We start from the raw sequence: 19,802 nt of genomic DNA on the forward strand, positions 1-19,802 counted from the left end.
TATTAGTCCGAAGTTGGTAGTCGGTAGACCATAGCCGCTTCGCCTTCATTCGTATATTAGTCCGAAGTTGGTAGTCGGTAGACCATAGCCGCTTCGCCTTCATTCGCAATTCGTAATTCTCTCATTCGTAATTGATCAATTCGTAATTAAAAAGCTACCCAACATCCTTTACATTCGCTACCAACAGTTTTTGGTCTAGCAAATACGCCATCATATTAAACCACTGTTGGCTGTTGTCGATGACCCAACCATCGGACGAAACCACAATTTTTCCGGTTTCTACCAAGGTTTTGTCGGGATTGTGTACCAATTCAGCCTCCCACGCCCAACCCTGTTGTGCAGCTTCGTCGAGCAACATTTGCTTAAGCCTGCCACTGTTAGACACGGGCGAGTCGAAATACCAATGTACTTTGCTCACTCCTAATTGCTGAAAAGTGCTGCCAATCAACTGAATAGCAGGCACGGTTTCTTCTACCCGTTTGTAAGTACCATGAATACTGGCAATGTCACGGTAGCATTTATCTTTACAAGCCAAAATAATTCCATTTGACAAAGCCACCTCAGTAATAATAAGCAAATTATAACCATCTACTACTACCTCTGCCCCCTGAAGTGCCGCAGGCTGTAGTTGGTGAGCAATGCGATAACTACAGGCTTGGTCGCCACAACTGCCCCGTAAAAGTGCTTGTCGCTGACGAGCATTGAGTTTATAACGGTCGCCTACCAGCTTGAGCGACGATTTCTCGGCATAGCCGTTAGACAATAAAAAGCTTAAATCATTGACTGCTTTTTGAAGTATTGCTACCCATTTTTCATTAAAATTTTTTACATCGTCAGAATGCTGTCCCCTATGTCGTTGATTATTAGGCATATTTATGTGTCATTTGATGCAAGTAATATACAAAAAACCTTGACAAATATAGGCGGTAATCAATTATATCAAGACAAATAACACAAAAATTATTGGGGCAAGTCTTGTTATTAACTACAAGTGTAGTATATTTGTAACTACAACAGTAGTAGTAAAGCAGTGAAATAGTTGTTTTTTATTTATCATTAACTACTACAAGTGTAGTCATAAAATTGGTTTTTGAGAAACATTGATTCGATGAAAAAAATAAAGTTAGATGAGCTTCAGCTTGCTATTATGCAGGTACTCTGGGACAAGGGCGAGGCTACAGTTGCCGAAATTCAGGAAGCCTTGAAAGACTCACGCGACTTGGCTATCACAACCATAGGCACAGTGTTGTCACGGTTGGAAGATAAAAAAAAGGCAGTAACTCACGTGACTCAAGGGCGTAAATACGTATATCGAGCCATTATTTCTGAACAAGAAACCAAGTCTTCAATGGTACACAGTTTAGTCAAACAATTATTCAAAGGGCAGTCAGCGTCGTTGGTAAACCACCTACTGCAAGAAGACGAACTAGATAAAAATGAATTGGAGCAATTGAAAGAAATGATTAAAAACGCAGAAAAAAAGCAAGGAGAATAACCGATGGTTACATCTGATATAATTTTTTGGGTGGTGAGCTGGTTATGTACATACGCCTTACATAGCACTTGTATTATAGTAGTACTTTGGGGGGTATTAAAAATCTTCACTAACTTACCCAATACCACCAAAGATGTGTTGCTCAAGACTGCTTTAGTGACAAGCATTGTAACCAGTAGCATGCAACTATACCCACAGCTCCAACAGCGAACGCTCCCTCCTGCTGGAACAGTGGCTTCAGCAATCACCAATATTGCTTGCACCACCTCTCAGGGAACCAATGCCCAAGCGAGCCTACCTTTGTGGCAAAAACTGGTTTTTGTTGGATGGCTTTTAGTAATATGTTTGTTAAGTATAAGATTTTACTGGCGTAAAAAATGTTTTTTACAAGGGCTACATTATTTTAGTTTACCCAATCATCGGCTTGAGCCCATGCTAAGCACACTGGCAATCAAGGCACACATTACCCATCCAGTAAGCCTCAGATTTACTACCAATACCCTAAGTCCAATGGTGCTTAATAGACATACCATTCTAATTCCCGAAAAGGCTATCAACCACCTCAATCACCAGCAACAACAAAGCATGTTAGCGCATGAATTGGCGCATATCAAACGACGCGATGATGTGTGGTTATGGGTTTGTCAGGCGAGTCAAATCTTGTTCTTTTTTCAACCACTCAACCGCTGGCTGACCCAAGAGCTTTACGAAGTAACCGAGAAAATATGCGATGCCGAAGCAATACGAATTACCCACAACCAGCAAGCGCTCGCCCAGTGTCTGATAGAGGTGGCAAGTTGGCTTACCAAAGCTCCTCGCTGGACAGTGGCAATGGCGGCAGGCAAGCAACACCTTAAACAAAGAATACATCACATATTAAATAATAAACCAATGAACAACACAAACAAGCGTACCCTCAAGTCTCCATTAATCATTACTGGAGTAGTTGCTATAGCGAGCATTTTGGCTGTACTGGTATTGCCAGGCATACCGTTGTCACAGGCACAAGACACAGCCAAGGTCAAAGCTCCACAAAAGAACGCTGAAACTGTCTATAACCTACAGTTAAGTACACTCACTCAGGGAATGTACCAAAGGGCAACAGTAATTAAAAATTCGGCAGGAAAAGTAAGCGAGTTCTATTTAGATGGCAAAAAACATCCGGTAGGTGATGTGGCAAAGTTTGATTTTATAACAACGGCTATGAAAACCCAGGGAGCAGCAAAAGCAAGGGTACTAAAGTGTAACACAGCTACCAATAAGCAATACCGCGAAGCAGTAAGACAACAAAACAATGCCAGACAAAAAAGGTTGCAGGAACAACGCAGGCACGACGAATTTGCCCGTAGCATATTCTTACTTCAACCCAAACCCAGGGCTAAAAAGCCAAATGCTAAAATAGATGATTGCTAAGACAGTCACAGGAAGTTTATTTTTTTCACCTTACCTACTACTGTAGTAGTATTTAGCAAATAAAGTCTTCCAAAGTTTAGTTAAGGGAGCAATTAAAAAATAGGATACCTTTTCTTTGCTAACTATTTTATGCTGAGACGCGGCACTTTTTAAAGTCATAGCAGAGCTACGGCCGCAAACCGAGGCTACACCGAGTTTATAAATCCCCCGAATCAAGTTCGGGGTTGTGAACCGAACTTGTTTCGGGGCTCTGCCAAAGGCTAAAAGTAACAAAGTCTCAGGGCAAAAGAGCAGCTACAAAATGGGGAGTTTATTTCTTGTTTGCTCCCTAACAACAAAAGTCTCCAGGCTTTTCTGCCAAGGCACACATACAAATCAAGGCTGTATAGTTGCCAAATGGTCAGAAACCTGGAGACTTATTATACTTTAGTTTTTTATTGTTTCAGTCGGCGGATCCCCTCCAACCGAGTAATTACTTTTTAGAAAAACGACCTTTATTTAATTAGCAAGTCCTATTCTCCTCCACCATTTCGGCGTTTATTGCGCCGTTCACGCCGCAATTGCCTGAGTAACTTTCTTATAAACTCTTCTTCGGCACGGTAAAGTTCGGTTACCTGACGTGCATTGAGCACTGCCAAAAATTTATCTAAATAGGCTTTTTCGAGGTCTACTTCTGACTGTTTCAATGCCATAAACTCTTTCAATTTTTGTATTAATTGTTCATCAGAAGCAGTCAATAAAGCCCTCCGGCGACGCAGCCTTCTTTTTTGCTGCTTAATCTCTCGTTTCCTGGCATCATACTTAGTATAAATCGGCCAAAACTTTCCTTCCTGCTCAGGAGTTAGGTTCAAACGCTCTTTTATAAATTTATTACGCATTTGCTCAATGCGTTTCATCTTGGCGCTGTTAGGGTTAGGATTAATGTTGGTGCTTTGGGCAAATGCCTGAATACTGCCCCCTATCACCCACAAAAACAAAAAAAGGTATGATTTCATGATGGTTATTTTTCTGGTTAACCTATTTGCGAAGGTCGGTATTTTTCTGAATCGCCTTAAGGTCTACGTCTTTCAATTGTTCAAATAATAATTCTTTATTGCTCTCTAGGGCATTCAGTAAAAAAGTTTCTACTGCTGCCTCTTTATTTTCGGTAACAGGCTCTGCCAACACTTCAAGATCGGTAGGGCTTACCTCTGCCAAAAATGCTGATACATCTTTTGCCGAAAGGTTGTTTAGGTCAGCCACCACAGATACTGGTTTTACTTGTGTAGGTAGAGTGGTTACCTGTGTGTTTTGAGCAATGGCATTTTTTGGGTCAATATTAAGGCTATTTGTTGTTTTTATCTCATCTACTGGTATTTTTTTCACCACTTTGTTTGCCGCAAGGCTGTAGCTATCCAACGCCTGGCCATTGCTGCGCTGGGCAGTAGGCAATGCTTTGTTGGTTTGGTCAAACATCCATACTCCTATAAACGCCATCAACAATACCCCCATCAATGCCCCGGTATAACGCAAAGCCTTTGTTTGCAAGAGTTCGCCTACTGTGAACCAAAACCTTGGCAAGCCACTTGTTTTTTGGCTCGTTACCCGGTGTTGGATTTGTGCCGCCAAATCATCAAAGTAACCTTCTGGTGTGCTAAAAGCGGTATTTTTAGACAATAAAGCATTGGGTTGGGCTTCCAGCAATTGTATTTTTTGCTCGATGCTTTCGGTCAATTCTTCAAAATAAAGTGCAGGAGTTGTAAACACCAGGTATGGTGGGATTTGAGCCAGGCTCAGTCCTTCGCGCAAAGCAATTCGTTGCTCAATGCATTGGGGTAATTCTTTGAAATAATGAGGAGGTACAATAAAAACCTGGTGATGGGGAATGTCATGCAGTTTTAAACCTTCAGCAAGCTGTACTTTTTGCTGTATGCGCAAGGGCAACTGCTCAAAGTAATGAGGCGGTGTAGTAAAGATATTCTCTTTTGGTATATCGTTTATGTTCAAACCCTTAGACATTTGCTTTTCCCTTGTTCAACTTGTGATACTGTTTTTAATAGACATGCAGGCGGGTGAAAGGTTTAATCTTCTTTCAAAAATTTTTCTATCTTCTTTACTGCCAAATGGTAAGACGCTTTCAGAGCACCTACACTGGTGCCCACCACTTCCGAAATGTCGTCGTACTTCATCTCATCAAAATACTTCATATTAAATACCAGGCGTTGTTTGTCGGGCAAGGTTAACAATGCCTTTTGCAGTTTAAGCTGAATTTCGTCACCGCTGACATGTTCGCTGCTTTCGAGCTTGCTAAGCAGTTCGCTCTTTACATCCACTATAGGCACAAAAAACTTTTTACGTTTTTTGGTCAAAAAATTCAAACACTCGTTGGTAGCTATCTTATAGATCCAGGTATATAACTGCGACTTTCCCTGAAATTTATGTAGATTTTTCCAAACTTTCACAAACACTTCCTGGGTAAGGTCATTTGCGTCTTCATGGTCAATCACCATTTTGCGAATATGCCAGTAAATGCGCTCCTGGTAAGTTCTTACCAATATATTGAACGCATAGTTTTTAGACTCAGGCTGCTTAAATTTTTCTACTATCTCTTGATCTTTCAAGTATTCTGCATTTATATTGCTTGTTGCTTTCATAGAGGCGCGAACGGTGGTTCGGCACTTAGACAACAATTTATCTCAAAAGTTTAAACTATGCGATAATTTTCGTCGTTTAATTTATAGGCGCTATCCTAAAGCACTGTGTATGAAATGGTTAAACTTTTAATAAAACGCCCATGTAACACCTCATTTTATTAGGTTTATGTAGTATATCAGCGCTTGTATTAATTGTAACCACAACAGACGATATTTAACATGAACGTAATATTTAATTGTGTATATTGCCATAGCCCGCCAAAGTAATGTGCGAGGTGTTGATCACCGTTTAGGTTGCAGGCAACTACCAACCAATAGACAATGTTCAAGTGTAACAATTAGTCAAACACTTGATAACCAACCTATTGTATTTGTAGAGTTTCCAATCAAACGAAATACACAATTTTACAATTCTTCAATAAACTAAAGGAAGGTGGTAAAAGCAGGCAACTGCTGCAGAAATGTACAACCAAACTCCTATGCATTATTCTTATTGTCTAACCTTTAAACTTCACAAACACCATGTTATACCATGATCTCAAAAGGTTGGTAAGGAAAGGTGAAGGACAAACCCTTGAGTTTAAGCTCAAAACAACCCACCCCGAAAAAATCGTAAAGGAAATAGTAGCTTTTGCTAACAGCGATGGAGGCATATTGCTAGTGGGCATTCGTGATGACCTCAACATCAAAGGGGTAAAGTTCCCTCAGGAAGACGAGTATGTCATGAAAAAAGCCATCGAAGAATGTTGTTACCCTCCTATCAATTATCAGTTAGAAAAGATACCGATAGAGGGCAACCGCGAAGTGTTGGCATATACGATTCCGGCGAGCGACAAGGGACCTCATCGTGTGATAGAGGGCGATAAGCCCAATCAAGGCAAAGTGTATGTCCGGGTTGATCACGAAAGTATCATTGCGGGCAAAGAAATGCGCGAAATTCTGAAAGGAAGGCGCAAAAAACGTGATGTGCGTTTTCAGTACGGTAAAAAAGAAGAGGTATTGATGAAATACCTTGAACTGAACCACCACATTACGGTGCAACAGTTTGCCAAAGCGGCAGAAATTCCACGCAAAGTGGCTTCACGCACCCTTATTTTACTGGTGTTAGCCAAAGTACTTCAGATTTACCCTCAAGCCAACAAAGAAGATTCTTTTGGCAGGGTAGAAATTGAAACTTAGTAACGGTTGAACAATAAGATATCCATTTGGAGATAGAAATTTGCTGCCAAGGCGAGGCCTTTTTTGCGTTCAAGGCAACATCTGGGGGATGTTGAGCCAGACCGTGGGACGGTACTACGGGCAATAAAAGTAACGAAGTATTGATAGTAAAGATCATTTCCGAAATAGAAAGGTTATTTTTTGTCCGTTACTTAACTACTTTGGTAATTCGTATTTGATTGTATCATTTATAAACATATATAGCTCTCTGCGGGTAATACTCCAGGGAGTTTTTTTATGCTTTGTGCAGCAGCAAACATGCACTTTTACACAATTTTAGTTACAAAATTGTGCAGCTTTACCTCTTTGGGCAATTGTAATTTTTTGCGTAAGCGATAACGGGCAATGCGCAAGCTATCGGTAGAAATGCCCATAATGGTAGAAATGTCTTTAGAACTCAGGTTGAGCTTGAGCAAAGCACATAAACGGGTTTCGGCGGGGGTCAAGCCCGGATGCTGTTTCTGCAATTTCACAAAAAAATCCTGATGTACCTCTTCAAACACCTTCTTAAAGTCTTTCCAGTCTTTGTCTTGGCTAAAACTGTAATTGATCCGGTTAATCACTTGTTGTATTTGTTTGCCTACATCTGTTAACTCCCCCTTTTTATGCTGTTGCTTTAGTGTTCTAAGCTTGTCTTTGAGCTCTTCCAACATTTTATTTTTCTGGATTACATGCAAGGCATGACTGGTCAACTCTTTCGATTTAGCTTCTAGCTGGCTTTGCAATTTTTGTTCTTTGAGCAGCTTATTTTCCAACTCTGTTTTTAGTTTTTGCTCGTTGAGCTGGGCATTATGCAACTCTGTATTGACCAATGCCTGCCGGGTTTCATATATGCGTTGATTTTGTTCTATAATTTCGCGGTTGCTCCGTAACTTCAGTTTTTGTTGACGAAACACTACCCAGGCGATCAAAAATAAGATCAACGCCCCACCACCTAACAAAGTCCGGTAAATCAAGGCTATTTTTTTATCTTTTTCCAACAAAGCTATTTGCTTTTCTTTTTGGCTTGCCTCATACAAAGCCTGCGCATGGGCAAGTTGTCGCGCACTTGTTTTATCATATATTTCTGTATACAATTTATAAGATCGATCAAGCAATTCGTGGGCTTTTTGGTAATTGTTGAGATGTTTGTAGGTTTTGGCCAAATCGCGTAAAGCACTGCGTTGCTGGTATTTATGGTGTAGTTTTTTGGCAAGGTCATACGCCGCCTGGGTAAACTTAAGCGCTTGGGTATAGTTGCCTTGTTTGCGGTATACATCGCCCAGGTCATTGTAGTTTAAAATCATGTCGAGCTGGTTGTTAAGCTTTTGATTAAGCGCCAATGCCTTGGAAAAATAATGATGGGCTTGTTCATATTGGTGTTGGTCTTCGTAAATGCTACCCAAATGGTCATAAATCTGCGAAAGCCCCGTTTTATCGTCCAATGCTTCGTAAATCTTAAGCGCACGTTGTTGATAGTCTAATGCTTGAGTATAGTTTGCTTTTTTCTCATAAATATGCCCCAAATATCCCAACGATACGGCTTCACCTTTGGAGTCAGCTAGTTTTTTATACCATTGCAAAGCCTGCTGGTGACACTTGAGTGCAGCAGCGGTTTGGTTGGCGTAGTAGTGGGTTTGCCCCAAAGCATTGTATACCTGGGCTTGTCCTTTGGGTTGGCTACGGTAAAGTGGCAATGCCTGCATATATTGCCCAATTGCCTGATTGAAGCTGCCATAACTATAAAATACTTTGCCTAAATAATAATGACTGGCAGCTTGCCCTTCCGGGTAATTCAGTGTTTGTGACAATTGCAATGCCTGACGAGCGTATTTAAATGTAGTATCAGGAGCATGCTTTAGGTGTAATTGCGCCAATTGATTGAGAATATTGATTTTTAATCGGTCTTCTTTGGCGGTGGCGAGCCGATTTTTTAACACATGGGTTGTAGCATAAGGGGCAGGCTTGGCAGGTTGGGCGCTCAGAGTAAACCCGGCAGCAAACAAAGATATAATGATTGTAAGTGTTGATTTAAATAGCAGCATGGCAGTATAGTCATTAATTTTGAACTGCAAAAATGCATAACCCTCGCTCAGTAAGCATCAATGGTAAGTTATTAAATTATTAATTTGGCTTTCGTCCGAAAAAAAACGTAAACTATTTATTTACGAACTTTTACAAAACCTACATTTAAATGATTGATTCTTACAAAACAAAGGCAGTGTGGCTATGTCTGTGCCTGCTGGGGGTCTGTATGGTAGCACAAGCCCAACCACCTGTACTGAAGACCAAGCTTACCCCTACTTTTAATATGGCAGTAGTGCAATTGCACATCAAAGCACCTGATGGAACGCCTTATGCCCACCAAAAACTCCTGATGATAGAAGGTGGAGCTCGTGCTACTAAAACTTATGGTACTACTGACGCTCAAGGAGTAGTGGAGTTTTTAGTACGCAATCGCCGCGCTTACCGGGTAGACTTTTTGGGGGCTGCCCGTCCCAAAGCCCTGGTAGTGCCCAACAAACCCCGCCACCGATTTAGGGTAAACCTAACCCTGGATGAACTCAATCCCGAAAACCTGTTTGTACACATGACCAATTGTGACACAGGAAAACCTGAAGCCAACTTGTTGATAAAAATACAAGATGTGAAAACTAAAAAAGTAGTATATAGAGGCAAAACCAATAGCAAAGGCATTGCCGCTTTTAGAGCCCAAATCAATCGGTTTTACTATGTCGTATTAAAAGGAGCAGCCTATACTATTTACCCCAGTTTTAAGGTAAGAGGCAGCAATTTTTCGGAGCTGTTTACTATCCAAGACCTGGACTTTGGCAAAGAGTTTCATTACCATTACCAAACCCGTTGTTCACCCCCTCCATCAGGTTCTGGTCGTCCTAGTTCATCGTCGGGCATTAGTCAAATACTGAAAAGAAACAAGCATTGGCAAAACTCATTGGTAGTGTTGGCAGGGGGTTGGTTTCATGACCATTTCAAGATGTACCAACAGTTTATGAAAGCCCACCAAGTACACCAGCGTACTAAACTGGTGGTGTGCCCGCATTGCCGCATTTGCGAACCCTACGACCAAAAGAACTTCAACCCTTTGATTCCTACCATTAACAACCCTCGCATTGTACTGGCCAAGCAAACCCCCAGCGATGTATTGTCTATTTTTAGGGCGCTTAAGCACCAACCCAATGCTAAAGATATAGTTTTGATTACTGCCAATAACCACATTTCGGCTGCGGAAAAGAAGCTCTTCGGAAAGATAAAAGTACCGGTAAAAATCATTGTAGTCAATGTGCAAAAAATTCACCCTTATTACCTAGACTTGGCAAAAGCCACCGGAGGCTCGGTACATACCCTCAAGGCCGACATTACCCAGTTTAGCAAATGGGTAGTAGGACAAACAAAAGTAATCAATGGCATCAAGTACAAACTGATAAGCCCTACTCAATTTAAGGTAGTGAAATAGGGAGGCTTAAATGTTTTTATAAGCATTAGCAACGCATTGGTAGCATCGTTTGTCTTAAAAAAGTGCTGTGATCTGTGCCCTGCCCGAATGAATGGGCACAGGAGCTTCTGCTGTATTTCTTCCTTCATATACCAAAGTCAGCCGCAAGCCATTGCCCAAGCGTTGTTGCCAGTTGATCGACCAGCGCCAGTTAGAACCTGGCTGTAGTGCTTCCAGCATTTCATAAGCCACTGCATTGTTGAGCTCACCCCGATAATCGATTCTAATGTTGCTGGCGCGCATGACAATGCTGCGTTTACCCACGATGTTTACTCTTAGCTCTGCCCCAAATTCTTGCACCTGAGCATTTTCCAGCGTATCGGTCTCTCCTCGTTTGAGTGTATTCATTTTTTGCGTCAAGCGATAAAAGCCCGTGAGCCGCCACGAAGGGTTGGGCTGAAAAGCCAGGGCAGGTTTGCCTTCACGACTGATAATATTATAGTTGCGAGTTTGCAAAAAATCGGAGCGGACAAATTTGTTATCGGCCGATGCGTCTAACTGTAAATTAAAACTTTTGCCCAGGTTTCGCCTCAATATTAGCCCATAAGTCTCTTGGTCGCTTGCCTCAAAACCATTGGTGAGCAGTTGTTTTTGTTTGCTTTGCAAAAAATTGAACGTAAAACCATAGCTAGGATTGGCTCGGTTGAAAAACAGTGTACTGCGAATAATTTCACGGGTAGACAACAAATCGATAGCGGCAATGCGATTGCTGAATGGCACAAAACGATTATAAATGTCATCATCGGTCATTCGTCGGACAATTGTCCAGGCAGCATTTGCCGACCACTTGCTCACAAACTGCCGGAGGCGGCTGTCGGACTTACGCCAGCTAAAAGGTGCCCGTAACCCTGCCCTGTAACTAAAGTTGTTGGTAAACGCGCTTATAAAATCATCAGTGGGTACAAATACTTTGATAAAGTTTCGTTCATCCAGATTTATGGCAAGGTAAAACTCGTTCAAGTCTTGTATTCCGTCTTCATTGTCGTCGCGCCAGGTATGGGTACCTTGTCCTCCGTTTACCGGAATAAAAACAAATTCACGCCGAAGCTCACGTCCGGTAGAAGTAGCAAAGGTAAGTTGCGAACGCAAAGATTTATTAAAAAAGAACGCATTCCAGTCAATCCGCCCCATAATGTTGTCTGCATTCAACACATTGTTACTGGTGTCTAGTTTGTTGTCAATGGTACGATAAGTCATGATCAACTTTACCTGTTGGTTGCGGTTCAGGCGGGCGTTCATTCGAACATTTACAGCCTGTGTCTCTAACCCCCGCTTGAGCTTACCCTCTACTGGCAGGTTGTCGTAGCGTACACTATAGTCTACCAACCATTGAAATCTTGCCGAATCGGCATTTTGAATATACCAACGGTGTTGATCAAAATTCATGGCTGTAGTCACCACCGAATCGGAAGCCAACGTTGCTACCCGGTTTTGGTCTAGCGAATAGTTGTAGCCCAATACTGCCCACCTGTAATGCTGGCTGAGGTCGCCCGAAAACCTTTGCCATTGAGACACCACCTCGGTCAAGGCTCCGTTCAATGGCAGCGTTTGGCGGTTGTTCATCAAAAATCCCTCAGTCTTTAACTGCCAAATGCCCAAACGCTTGGCTGCCACCAGCTTTTGTTGCCAACCGTTTACCTGTGTGCCCCTTACCCGGTGGTTATAAGAGTAGATCAATTGATTGTTGGCATCTTTGCGCACCCCTGCCCTACCCCTAAAAATCAGGTCGTTTACCTGCGACGTATCCGCGTTAATGCTCCAGTCACGGTCAAACTCCACACTTCGGTAGCGGTCAATAGGTAAAAAAGTGGCGTCATTCCATTCCAGGCTCACATCAGCAAGCCAACGGTAGCCCTTCCAGCCAGCAATTTTTCTGCCTTGGTTGAGGTAGCCTACCTTCCACGCTCTGCCTTGGTTATCAGCATTGTCTAAGTCGGAAAAGCGATTGAGGTCACGCTCCGAAAAAGCCATTTCAGCGTATATTTTATCTTGCTTGCTCAATTGGTAAGCCGCTCCTACAGTCATCATCTTTTGTAGCGTAGGTGTGGGCACTAGCTTTACAGGGGCAAAACTACCTTGTGGCACACCATTGACTGGCGCTACCCAGCCAAAAACCCGCCCATTGGCAGTACTTTGCAATAATTGATAGTCGCCTCGGTTGAGGCCTACCTCGGTAAACGACACCCTAAAAATAGCCGAAGAATCTATTGCATATTGCAAAATATTAAATATTTGTCCATTTACCACAGTATCTTTACGCCTATACAACACTTGATTGGCCAGGGCTCCTACCGAGTCTATACTACTGGCAAGCGCCAAGGTTGGATCGTCGCCCGCCAGCGACAATGCCTCAATATCTGCGTCGGACAAATCAAGCCCCAGCGGGTTGTTAGGGTTGTCGCCTGATGAAAAGTAATTGCCATACAATGAAAACTTTCTGAATTGTTGGTAATGGCTTGCAGTTGTAATAGTGCGGTTATAGTTACGGTCGGCGTATTCAAAATCTACCCTCACCCGCGAAAACTGTGTAATGACTACGTTGGTATTGAAGGTAACCTGGGCGTTGTTATAGTCTATAGTATAGTCAAAGTTAAACCCCCGTTGCAAAAGCTGACCATCGAGGTATACCTTTTCAGAGTTGGCAAGAATAATGATAAAACGCTCGCCGTTAGGCCCTTGCAGGCGATAAGGTCCTTGTACTCCTTCACGTAGTTGATCGTTGAGCCATACCGAGGCAAACTTTCCTTTCGAAATGGCAATGCCTACCTTGGTTTCGGCATGGCTCTGTTTTTCTTCCGGAAACGCCTGGTAGTCTAACTCCAGATAGCCTCCCTGTACGTTTTTATAATACCTTAGAAACTGAGAAGGCTGATTTTGAAAAACCACATCGCCTACCGTGAGCCTACTACCCGATTTGTGCCTAAACTGAATGAATACTTTGTCAAATTCCTGTAGTTGTTGCGTATTGCCTTCTGGCTGAAAGGGCACTTGTTGATCGGAAATAGTGGCAAGTACTTGAATATCTTTGGTGAGTTTGCCCTCTAGCTGCAGGTTAAGGGCAGAGTTTACAAATACACTTTGTTGGTTGCCTACCCCCACTCCACGGGTAAGGCTACCGCTTTTTTGAATGCCAGGCGTTTTAAATATTTCTTCGGGTTTATCAGGCGTGTCAAAAGTTAAAAAAGTATTTTGATTCAATTTTGCGCTGTCATTATAAGTGGCAATATCGCGCTTGAAGTGGGCTTTGTTGAGCAAAAAAGGGAGCACTTGATAACAGACCAGTACTGAGTCGGCAAAAGGCTGGGCAAAACTTACCCGATTGGTGTTAATGTTGTAGGTAGGTTTTATGCCGCTCGATGGGCTTTTTATTTGCAAACTACCCGCCACCAAAGATAAAGTATCTAATGCTACTCCCTTGCGGTCATACTTCACCCATTTGCACCGGGTTTGTGCCTGTACTGGCGTAGTTGCAAACACACACACTATGAATATAAGAGATGAAATAAATATCCGCATTTTTATTGATTAACTGCCCCTTCGCAATTCAAAAACTCGTCTAAAAAAAGGGGATGAGTCGGGCAAACCACGCATAAAACACCTTGATTTATATATCATTAGGCGATTTTGTATCAATACTCCTCAGTGATTTTAGTCAAAGTTGATTACTGATTACCTTCGGTGAGCTCCCTTTGGTCGGTTATCAAATGGTTATAAGTTTAAAAACTATTTAATTACGTGTTTAGACGTAAAACTGAAACCCTTTGAAAAATAAAGCAAGTACGCAAATTTAATATACGCCATTGGTTTACAAGGATTCATAGGGTAAACATTTACTCGAATCAGCTATGGACTACGGACTAAATGCTATGGACTATTGTTGTATAACAAAAAGTTAAAAACTAATTTAGGATGACACAATCTATGCCTTTACGTATAATAAAGGTAAACCATTACTTTGCAGGCTTTTTGAGGTAAACAATATTTTTCAACAAATACTTTATCGCATAGATAAGTACTGAGGTGAAATTAAATACAGCAAACCAGTAGTTAAAGGGCAACTTATAATGAGTATAAATACACTCTCTAACTTCTAACAAAGAAGATACACAAATAGATTGTGCTGTATTGTAGGCCAGGCTACAAAGTAGTTGATTTTTTTAACAAACATCTATTCTATACCTTTGACCATGGCTGTTGACTATTTTATTAATTTGTTTTTTTAGAATGTTTTTATCAAAGTTGTTTTTCTGTATCATTCGTGTCCAACTGGCATGTGTACTGTTAAGTGGAGTATTGGTAGCCCATGTACAAGCCCAAACCCCCAAAGCTGACAGCCTGAAAGCATTGCTAAAAAACTACCCTCAGCGCGATACTCAATATGTAAACCTGTTGAATGCCACAGGTATGAAAATCTACTCTAGCAACCCAGAACAAACGGCTGGTTATGGTAAAAAAGCATTAGAACTCTCTCAGAAATTAAATTATCTGAAAGGCATTGCCCAAGCCTACCATACTTTAGGGGTAAGTCGCTATGTAAAGGGCAAATATGCTCAAGCAGCTCAATATTACCGAAAAGCGCTTAATTTTTACCGCAAGACCAATAACCGCTACAAAGTAGCAAGCATACAAAGCAATTTGGGTACCCTCTCCATCTGGCAGGCAAACTATGACCAGTCTATCAAGCATTTCATGAAGGCAGTAACCTATTTCAAAAGCATTAACGACCACGGAGCATTGGCCAACTGTTATAATAGCTTGGGGGTGGTGCATAAAAGACGGGGTGATTTGAACGAAGCAAAAAAATATTATCAACTTGCACTTACAGGATTTCGGGGAGCAAAAAACGATGCAGGTATTGCCTCAGCACTCATCAATTTGGGGCGCATCAGTCAAGTACAGGGGCAATGGAAGCAAGCGATTGATTTTAACTTTAAGGCGCTAAAAATTGCCAAAAAAACCAATAACAAGAGAGCTCTTTCTACTTGCTACCACAACATAGGTGAGGTAAAAGCCAGCCAGGGCAAACACCGTGAAGCCATTGTTTATTACCAAAAAACCATTGACATAGAGGAAGAATTTAAGAGTTTGCCAGGACAAGCCTATACTTATAATTTTTTGGCAGAGAGTTATAGAATGCTCAAAGAGTACCAAGAAGCAGAAGCCTTGTTGAAGCTCAGCAACGACTTGGCAAAAAAATCTAAGGCGCGTACTGAGCTCAAGTACAATTACTTGTTTCAGGCAAGGCTTGACTCTAGCCAGGGCAAATACCTGGATGCTTTTGAAGCTTACAAACAATATACATCGGTCAAGGACAGCTTATTTAACATTCAGAAGAGTAAGCAAATTGCCCGAATGCAAACCCAGTTTAAAACTAAAGAAAAAGAACAAACCATTTTGTTGCTCAAAGAAAAAGAGCGCATTCAAAAATACATCATCAAACGCAAAAACCTGTGGCTTGGCATTATTGGGCTAGGGTTGTTTAGTGCACTTGCCTTGGCGTATGTTTGGTATAGGTACTACATCAATAAAAAGAAGAATAACGAGCAGTTGCAAAAACTTAACTATGAACTCAACCAACATCAGGACGAGATCATTGCCCAACACGATTTTATTGAAGAGCAACGCGATCGTTTGGAAGAACAACATACTAAGATCACCAAAAGCCTACAGGCGGCCAATCATTTGCAGCGAGCAACCCTACCCGCTACCGAACATGTTTTAGGCATATTGCCGAAGCACTTTATTATGTACCGCCCCAAAGACATTGTTTCGGGGGATTTTTATTGGGTAGAAAAAATAGAAGCACAAACTTTTGTTATCATGGGCGATGGCACCGGACATGGAGTACCAGGCGCATTTATGGCGTTGATTGCTACCACACTGATCGACCGGATTGTAAAAAACTGGAGGGTAACCGAACCTGCCGCTATACTTACGATGATGCATCAAGAGGTAAGGAATATATTGCACCAACAAGACAATGACAATCAGGATGGGGTAGACATAGGTATTTGTGTTTTTACCCCAAAAGATAAAGAAGTAACACATTTGACTTTTGCCGGAGCTCGCCGTCCTTTATTGTATATGCGCCCCAATGACCAGGAAATGCAGGAATTAAAGGCTAACCGAAAGTCGATTGGAGGGTTTAGAAAAAATAATGGCACCTTTGACCAACATACCGTTGAGGTACCTCATCAAACCAGCTTTTACTTGTATACAGATGGTTACTCTGACCAAAACAACCAGGATCGACGAAAGTTTGGACAACAGGCTTTCAGAGAGATGCTACAGCAAATATATCAACAAAGCTGTGCCACACAACTTACCCACCTCGAAAAGTCACTCGATGAGTTTATGAAAGATACTGAACAACGCGATGACATTGCCGTGATTGGCTGGAAAATCTAACCCCTCCTATTTATGCCTCTCTTTGTTATTCTTCATACTTTTTATTATTGCCCAAGGCGTAGTACTCTTCTATGGTATTGAAAAACAACGGATAGTTGACTTTAAGCTGACGGGCTACTTCTTCCATCACCTGCCGCATATCGGTTTCTACTCCATGAAGGCTCAAGCGCCCTATCAGGGTTTTGTGCCAGTCTTTTATCGACATACTTATGGTAAACGATGTTGCCTTGTTGCCTGGTGCCAATATATTGGTAAGTTCGTTGGCTTTGTCTTTTTGCTCCAGGTATTGAGCTACTACTTGTTTTTGCTTTTCCAGGTATTCGGGTTGGTGAGGGTAACCCAACAACTTAAAGAAGGGGTTGTTTTGGGCATTTGTTTTAGACGATGTAAGCCTTGCAATGGTGGCTTCGTTGTGCGCTACAAACTCTAGCGAAGTTTCTAAAGCACAGCCTGCAATTAAAAAGGTAACATGTTCGTCGTTGTAAACGCTCCGATGCCCATACTCTTGGATCAGGCGCTGGTTGTAGGCTGCTGCACTCTCTTGTTGGTCTTTAAAGGACAAGTAAGTCAGTCGACTGTTAAACTCCGCATGTTGCTCATATACCGGACGAGTAGTGTCTATGTTCATCTGGTCAAACAATTGTTTTGCCTCGGCAGTAACCCTGCTTTTTTTGGTGATTAATACCCCTGTTTTTAGCACAAAAATATCGTCTACTATTCCATTGGCGGCTACAATCATTTGTTTGTGCATTTGTTGGTAGCGGGTGCCCTTCCATAGTTTTTTATCCATGTTTTGTAATGTAAGTCAGGGAACTATTTTTATACTAAAAACTTTATACTTTCGGCATAAACTCAGGCCATTGGCTATTGAACTGATTTATTATTTGCGTAAGCGCAACAAGTTAAAAAACATTTATGAAACACACTTTTACAATTCGACAAATTTTATGCTTACTTATCTTGGGGTGTTTATATGCTTGTGGGGGCAGCTCAACCAAACAAAGTCAACCACAAACCCGCAACAAAACTGAGGTAAGTAAACTCAACTGGCAACAAATAGAGGCACAGGCAAAAGGGCAAACCGTAAACCTGATGATGTGGATGGGCGACCCTTTAATCAATGCCTACATGAAAAAGTTTGTACAAGCCAAATTAAAAGAAAAATACGACATTCGTCTGAATATAATCAGTGGGCAGGGCAAAGAGATAGTATCGACATTGATTGCCGAAAAGGAGGCGGGCAAAACCAACAGCGAAATTGACATGATGTGGATCAATGGGGAAACTTTTTTTCAGCTAAAACAAATCAAAGCTTTATATGGTCCTTTTACAACCCAATTGCCCAATGCCCGGTTGATTAATTTTAACAGCCGTTTTATCAATACCGACTTCCAACAACCTGTCAATGGTATGGAGTGTCCCTGGGGCAATGTACAGCTGGCGCTGATTTATAACAGTCATCAGGTAAAAAATCCGCCTAAAAACCTCAAGGAGTTAGAACAGTTTGTAAAGGCACATCCAGGCAAATTTACCCTGGGCACTGAGTTTACAGGCATTACCTTACTCAAATCTATGCTGATAGCCCTTGCCAATGAACCTAAAGATTTGTATGGAAAGTTTGACCAGGCAAAATACGATCAATACTCAGCAAAGCTTTGGCAATACCTTAAGCGTCTTAAGCCTTACCTCTGGAAAAAGGGCAAAACCTTTCCCTCTACCCTGGCGGCCATGCACCAAATGTTTGCCAATGGTGAGCTGTGGTTTACCATGAGCAACAACGATTGTGAGGTAGACAACAAAATAGCTCAAGGTACTTTTCCGGCGTGGGCAAGGGCTTATGTGCTAGAGAGTGGTACTATCCAAAACTCGCACTACTTGGGCATTACTCAAACCTCGCCCAACAAGGCAGCGGCAATGGTGGCCATCAATTATATGATCTCGCCCGAAGCCCAATACGAAAAGTTTAAGCCTGCCATCTGGGGCGATGGTACCGTGTTGGCAATGGACAAGCTGCCCCAAAACTGGCAAGACAAGTTTGCCCAACTACCCACTCGCAAGTATGCCCCCAAACGTGCCGACATTCAACAGTATGCCTTGATGGAATTGGCGCCTGAGTATATGATAAGGTTGCAGGAAGATTTTAGGAAGGAGATCATTAAGTAAGTATGTACCAAGACAAAATTAAATATACCTAATATGCAAGTATAACTATCATATTATGAGAGAGTTATCTTTGCTTGCAGCTTATAGCTGATTGCTTGCTGCTACTTACTAAGCAATGATGGTGGTTGAATGGTTGCTTTTTAAGAACAAAATAGATAAAAAGCCCTAACACTTATGTCAGGGCTTTGATGTTTTTAAGCTTGTGATTGCTCCATCCTATCCAATATTTCTACGCTGTTGAGCACGTATTGCATTTGTTGAATGTGTGCTTGTAAAAACGTTTTTACTTCTGTATACGCTTTATTTTCGAACAACTCTAATGAAGCACTGGCGTCAAGCGCTAATGCTTCTAATTGTGCATATAGGCTTTGCGCAAATAGGTTGATCATAGATTGAGGAATGGCTACATTTTGTAGCTCTGAGTTTAAATCAGTAAATTGCATACTGTAATGATTTATTTGTTGCAAAAAAGCCCTTGAGGGAAAGGTCTCAAACTAAACCTCTTGGGCTTACTTTCACCGTGAAAGTATAAGCAAATATAATAAAAAAACTCACCTTTCGCAAGTAAAACACCACCTTAATTCACTGAAAACAAGTACTTTACAACTTCACACTCGTAATTAAACCATCTTACCGTAGGGTGACCTGAGCAATGCTAAACCAAGACTTGAAAAACGACTTGTGTATGGGTTTTTGGGTGAATTGTCTTCGAAAACCTGCCAGGATTTTTTAGCGTCTTATAGAATCCTGGCAGGTTTGAAGCAGACTTGAAAAACGACTTGTGTACGAGCTTTTGCCTGTATTCCGTCATTCGTCGGAATGGTTGGGCTCATTGGTATGGCTAAAGCCTTAAGACCAATACAAGGAGGGTAATTCGTAATTGACCCATTCGTAATTAAACAATCTTACCGTAGGGTGACCTGAGCAATGCTAAACCAAGACTTGAAAAACGACTTGTGTATGGGTTTTTGGGTGAATT

General features: G+C 41.7%; 14 protein-coding genes. 6 read left to right on the forward strand and 8 right to left on the reverse strand.

What is annotated here, in order from left to right; all coding sequences use genetic code 11:
* Positions 1-154: 154 nt before the first annotated feature.
* Positions 155-871 (reverse strand): DUF434 domain-containing protein, encoded by a 717-nt coding sequence (locus tag Q0954_RS26560; RefSeq protein ID WP_299462331.1) that lies wholly within the window; start codon positions 869-871, stop codon positions 155-157.
* A 237-nt stretch (positions 872-1,108) separates the two neighbouring features.
* Between Q0954_RS26560 and Q0954_RS26565 the strand changes: the two genes are divergently transcribed.
* Both Q0954_RS26565 and Q0954_RS26570 read left to right on the forward strand, forming a co-directional pair.
* The gene (locus Q0954_RS26565) at positions 1,109-1,495 is read left to right on the forward strand and encodes a BlaI/MecI/CopY family transcriptional regulator (protein ID WP_299462334.1); all 387 of its coding nucleotides are present in this window, start codon (positions 1,109-1,111) and stop codon (positions 1,493-1,495) included.
* A 3-nt stretch (positions 1,496-1,498) separates the two neighbouring features.
* Positions 1,499-2,908 (forward strand): M56 family metallopeptidase, encoded by a 1,410-nt coding sequence (locus Q0954_RS26570; RefSeq protein ID WP_299462337.1) that lies wholly within the window; start codon positions 1,499-1,501, stop codon positions 2,906-2,908.
* 512 nt (positions 2,909-3,420) lie between these two features.
* On the opposite strand, the gene Q0954_RS26575 is transcribed toward Q0954_RS26570, so the two are convergent.
* From Q0954_RS26575 to Q0954_RS26585, 3 genes are all read right to left on the reverse strand, one after another.
* Entirely contained in the window at positions 3,421-3,903 is a 483-nt protein-coding gene (locus Q0954_RS26575) for a Spy/CpxP family protein refolding chaperone (protein ID WP_299462340.1), read from the reverse strand.
* 22 nt (positions 3,904-3,925) lie between these two features.
* Positions 3,926-4,894, reverse strand: coding sequence for a hypothetical protein (locus Q0954_RS26580; RefSeq protein WP_299462343.1), 969 nt, complete (start codon positions 4,892-4,894; stop codon positions 3,926-3,928).
* Positions 4,895-4,968: 74 nt separating this feature from the next.
* Complete coding sequence (locus Q0954_RS26585; RefSeq protein WP_299462369.1) at positions 4,969-5,508, reverse strand: sigma-70 family RNA polymerase sigma factor; 540 nt, start codon at positions 5,506-5,508, stop codon at positions 4,969-4,971.
* 555 nt (positions 5,509-6,063) lie between these two features.
* Between Q0954_RS26585 and Q0954_RS26590 the strand changes: the two genes are divergently transcribed.
* Positions 6,064-6,720, forward strand: coding sequence for a helix-turn-helix domain-containing protein (locus Q0954_RS26590; protein ID WP_002700835.1), 657 nt, complete (start codon positions 6,064-6,066; stop codon positions 6,718-6,720).
* 305 nt (positions 6,721-7,025) lie between these two features.
* On the opposite strand, the gene Q0954_RS26595 is transcribed toward Q0954_RS26590, so the two are convergent.
* The gene (locus Q0954_RS26595) at positions 7,026-8,783 is read right to left on the reverse strand and encodes a tetratricopeptide repeat protein (protein ID WP_299462348.1); all 1,758 of its coding nucleotides are present in this window, start codon (positions 8,781-8,783) and stop codon (positions 7,026-7,028) included.
* Positions 8,784-8,932: 149 nt separating this feature from the next.
* Here Q0954_RS26595 and Q0954_RS26600 point away from each other — a divergent pair, with 149 nt between their 5' ends.
* Positions 8,933-10,213: a hypothetical protein gene (locus tag Q0954_RS26600; protein WP_299462351.1), complete on the forward strand. Its 1,281-nt coding sequence runs from the start codon at positions 8,933-8,935 to the stop codon at positions 10,211-10,213.
* A 54-nt stretch (positions 10,214-10,267) separates the two neighbouring features.
* Here Q0954_RS26600 and Q0954_RS26605 read toward each other — a convergent pair whose 3' ends face one another.
* Positions 10,268-13,768, reverse strand: a complete 3,501-nt coding sequence (locus Q0954_RS26605; protein ID WP_299462354.1) for a hypothetical protein — start codon at positions 13,766-13,768, stop codon at positions 10,268-10,270.
* Positions 13,769-14,476: 708 nt separating this feature from the next.
* On the opposite strand from Q0954_RS26605, the gene Q0954_RS26610 reads away from it, so the two are divergent.
* A complete protein-coding gene (locus Q0954_RS26610; protein ID WP_299462357.1) occupies positions 14,477-16,660 on the forward strand; it encodes a tetratricopeptide repeat protein in 2,184 nt (727 codons plus the stop codon).
* Between the two features lie 25 nt (positions 16,661-16,685).
* Here Q0954_RS26610 and Q0954_RS26615 read toward each other — a convergent pair whose 3' ends face one another.
* Complete coding sequence (locus Q0954_RS26615; RefSeq protein WP_299462360.1) at positions 16,686-17,450, reverse strand: FAD-dependent thymidylate synthase; 765 nt, start codon at positions 17,448-17,450, stop codon at positions 16,686-16,688.
* Between the two features lie 125 nt (positions 17,451-17,575).
* Here Q0954_RS26615 and Q0954_RS26620 point away from each other — a divergent pair, with 125 nt between their 5' ends.
* Positions 17,576-18,823 (forward strand): ABC transporter substrate-binding protein, encoded by a 1,248-nt coding sequence (locus tag Q0954_RS26620; RefSeq protein WP_299462363.1) that lies wholly within the window; start codon positions 17,576-17,578, stop codon positions 18,821-18,823.
* 194 nt (positions 18,824-19,017) lie between these two features.
* Here Q0954_RS26620 and Q0954_RS26625 read toward each other — a convergent pair whose 3' ends face one another.
* Complete coding sequence (locus Q0954_RS26625; RefSeq protein WP_299462366.1) at positions 19,018-19,266, reverse strand: hypothetical protein; 249 nt, start codon at positions 19,264-19,266, stop codon at positions 19,018-19,020.
* Positions 19,267-19,802 lie beyond the last annotated feature (536 nt).

Origin of the sequence: uncultured Microscilla sp., from assembly GCF_947493425.1 — a bacterium.
In the GTDB taxonomy this organism is placed as follows: domain Bacteria; phylum Bacteroidota; class Bacteroidia; order Cytophagales; family Microscillaceae; genus Microscilla.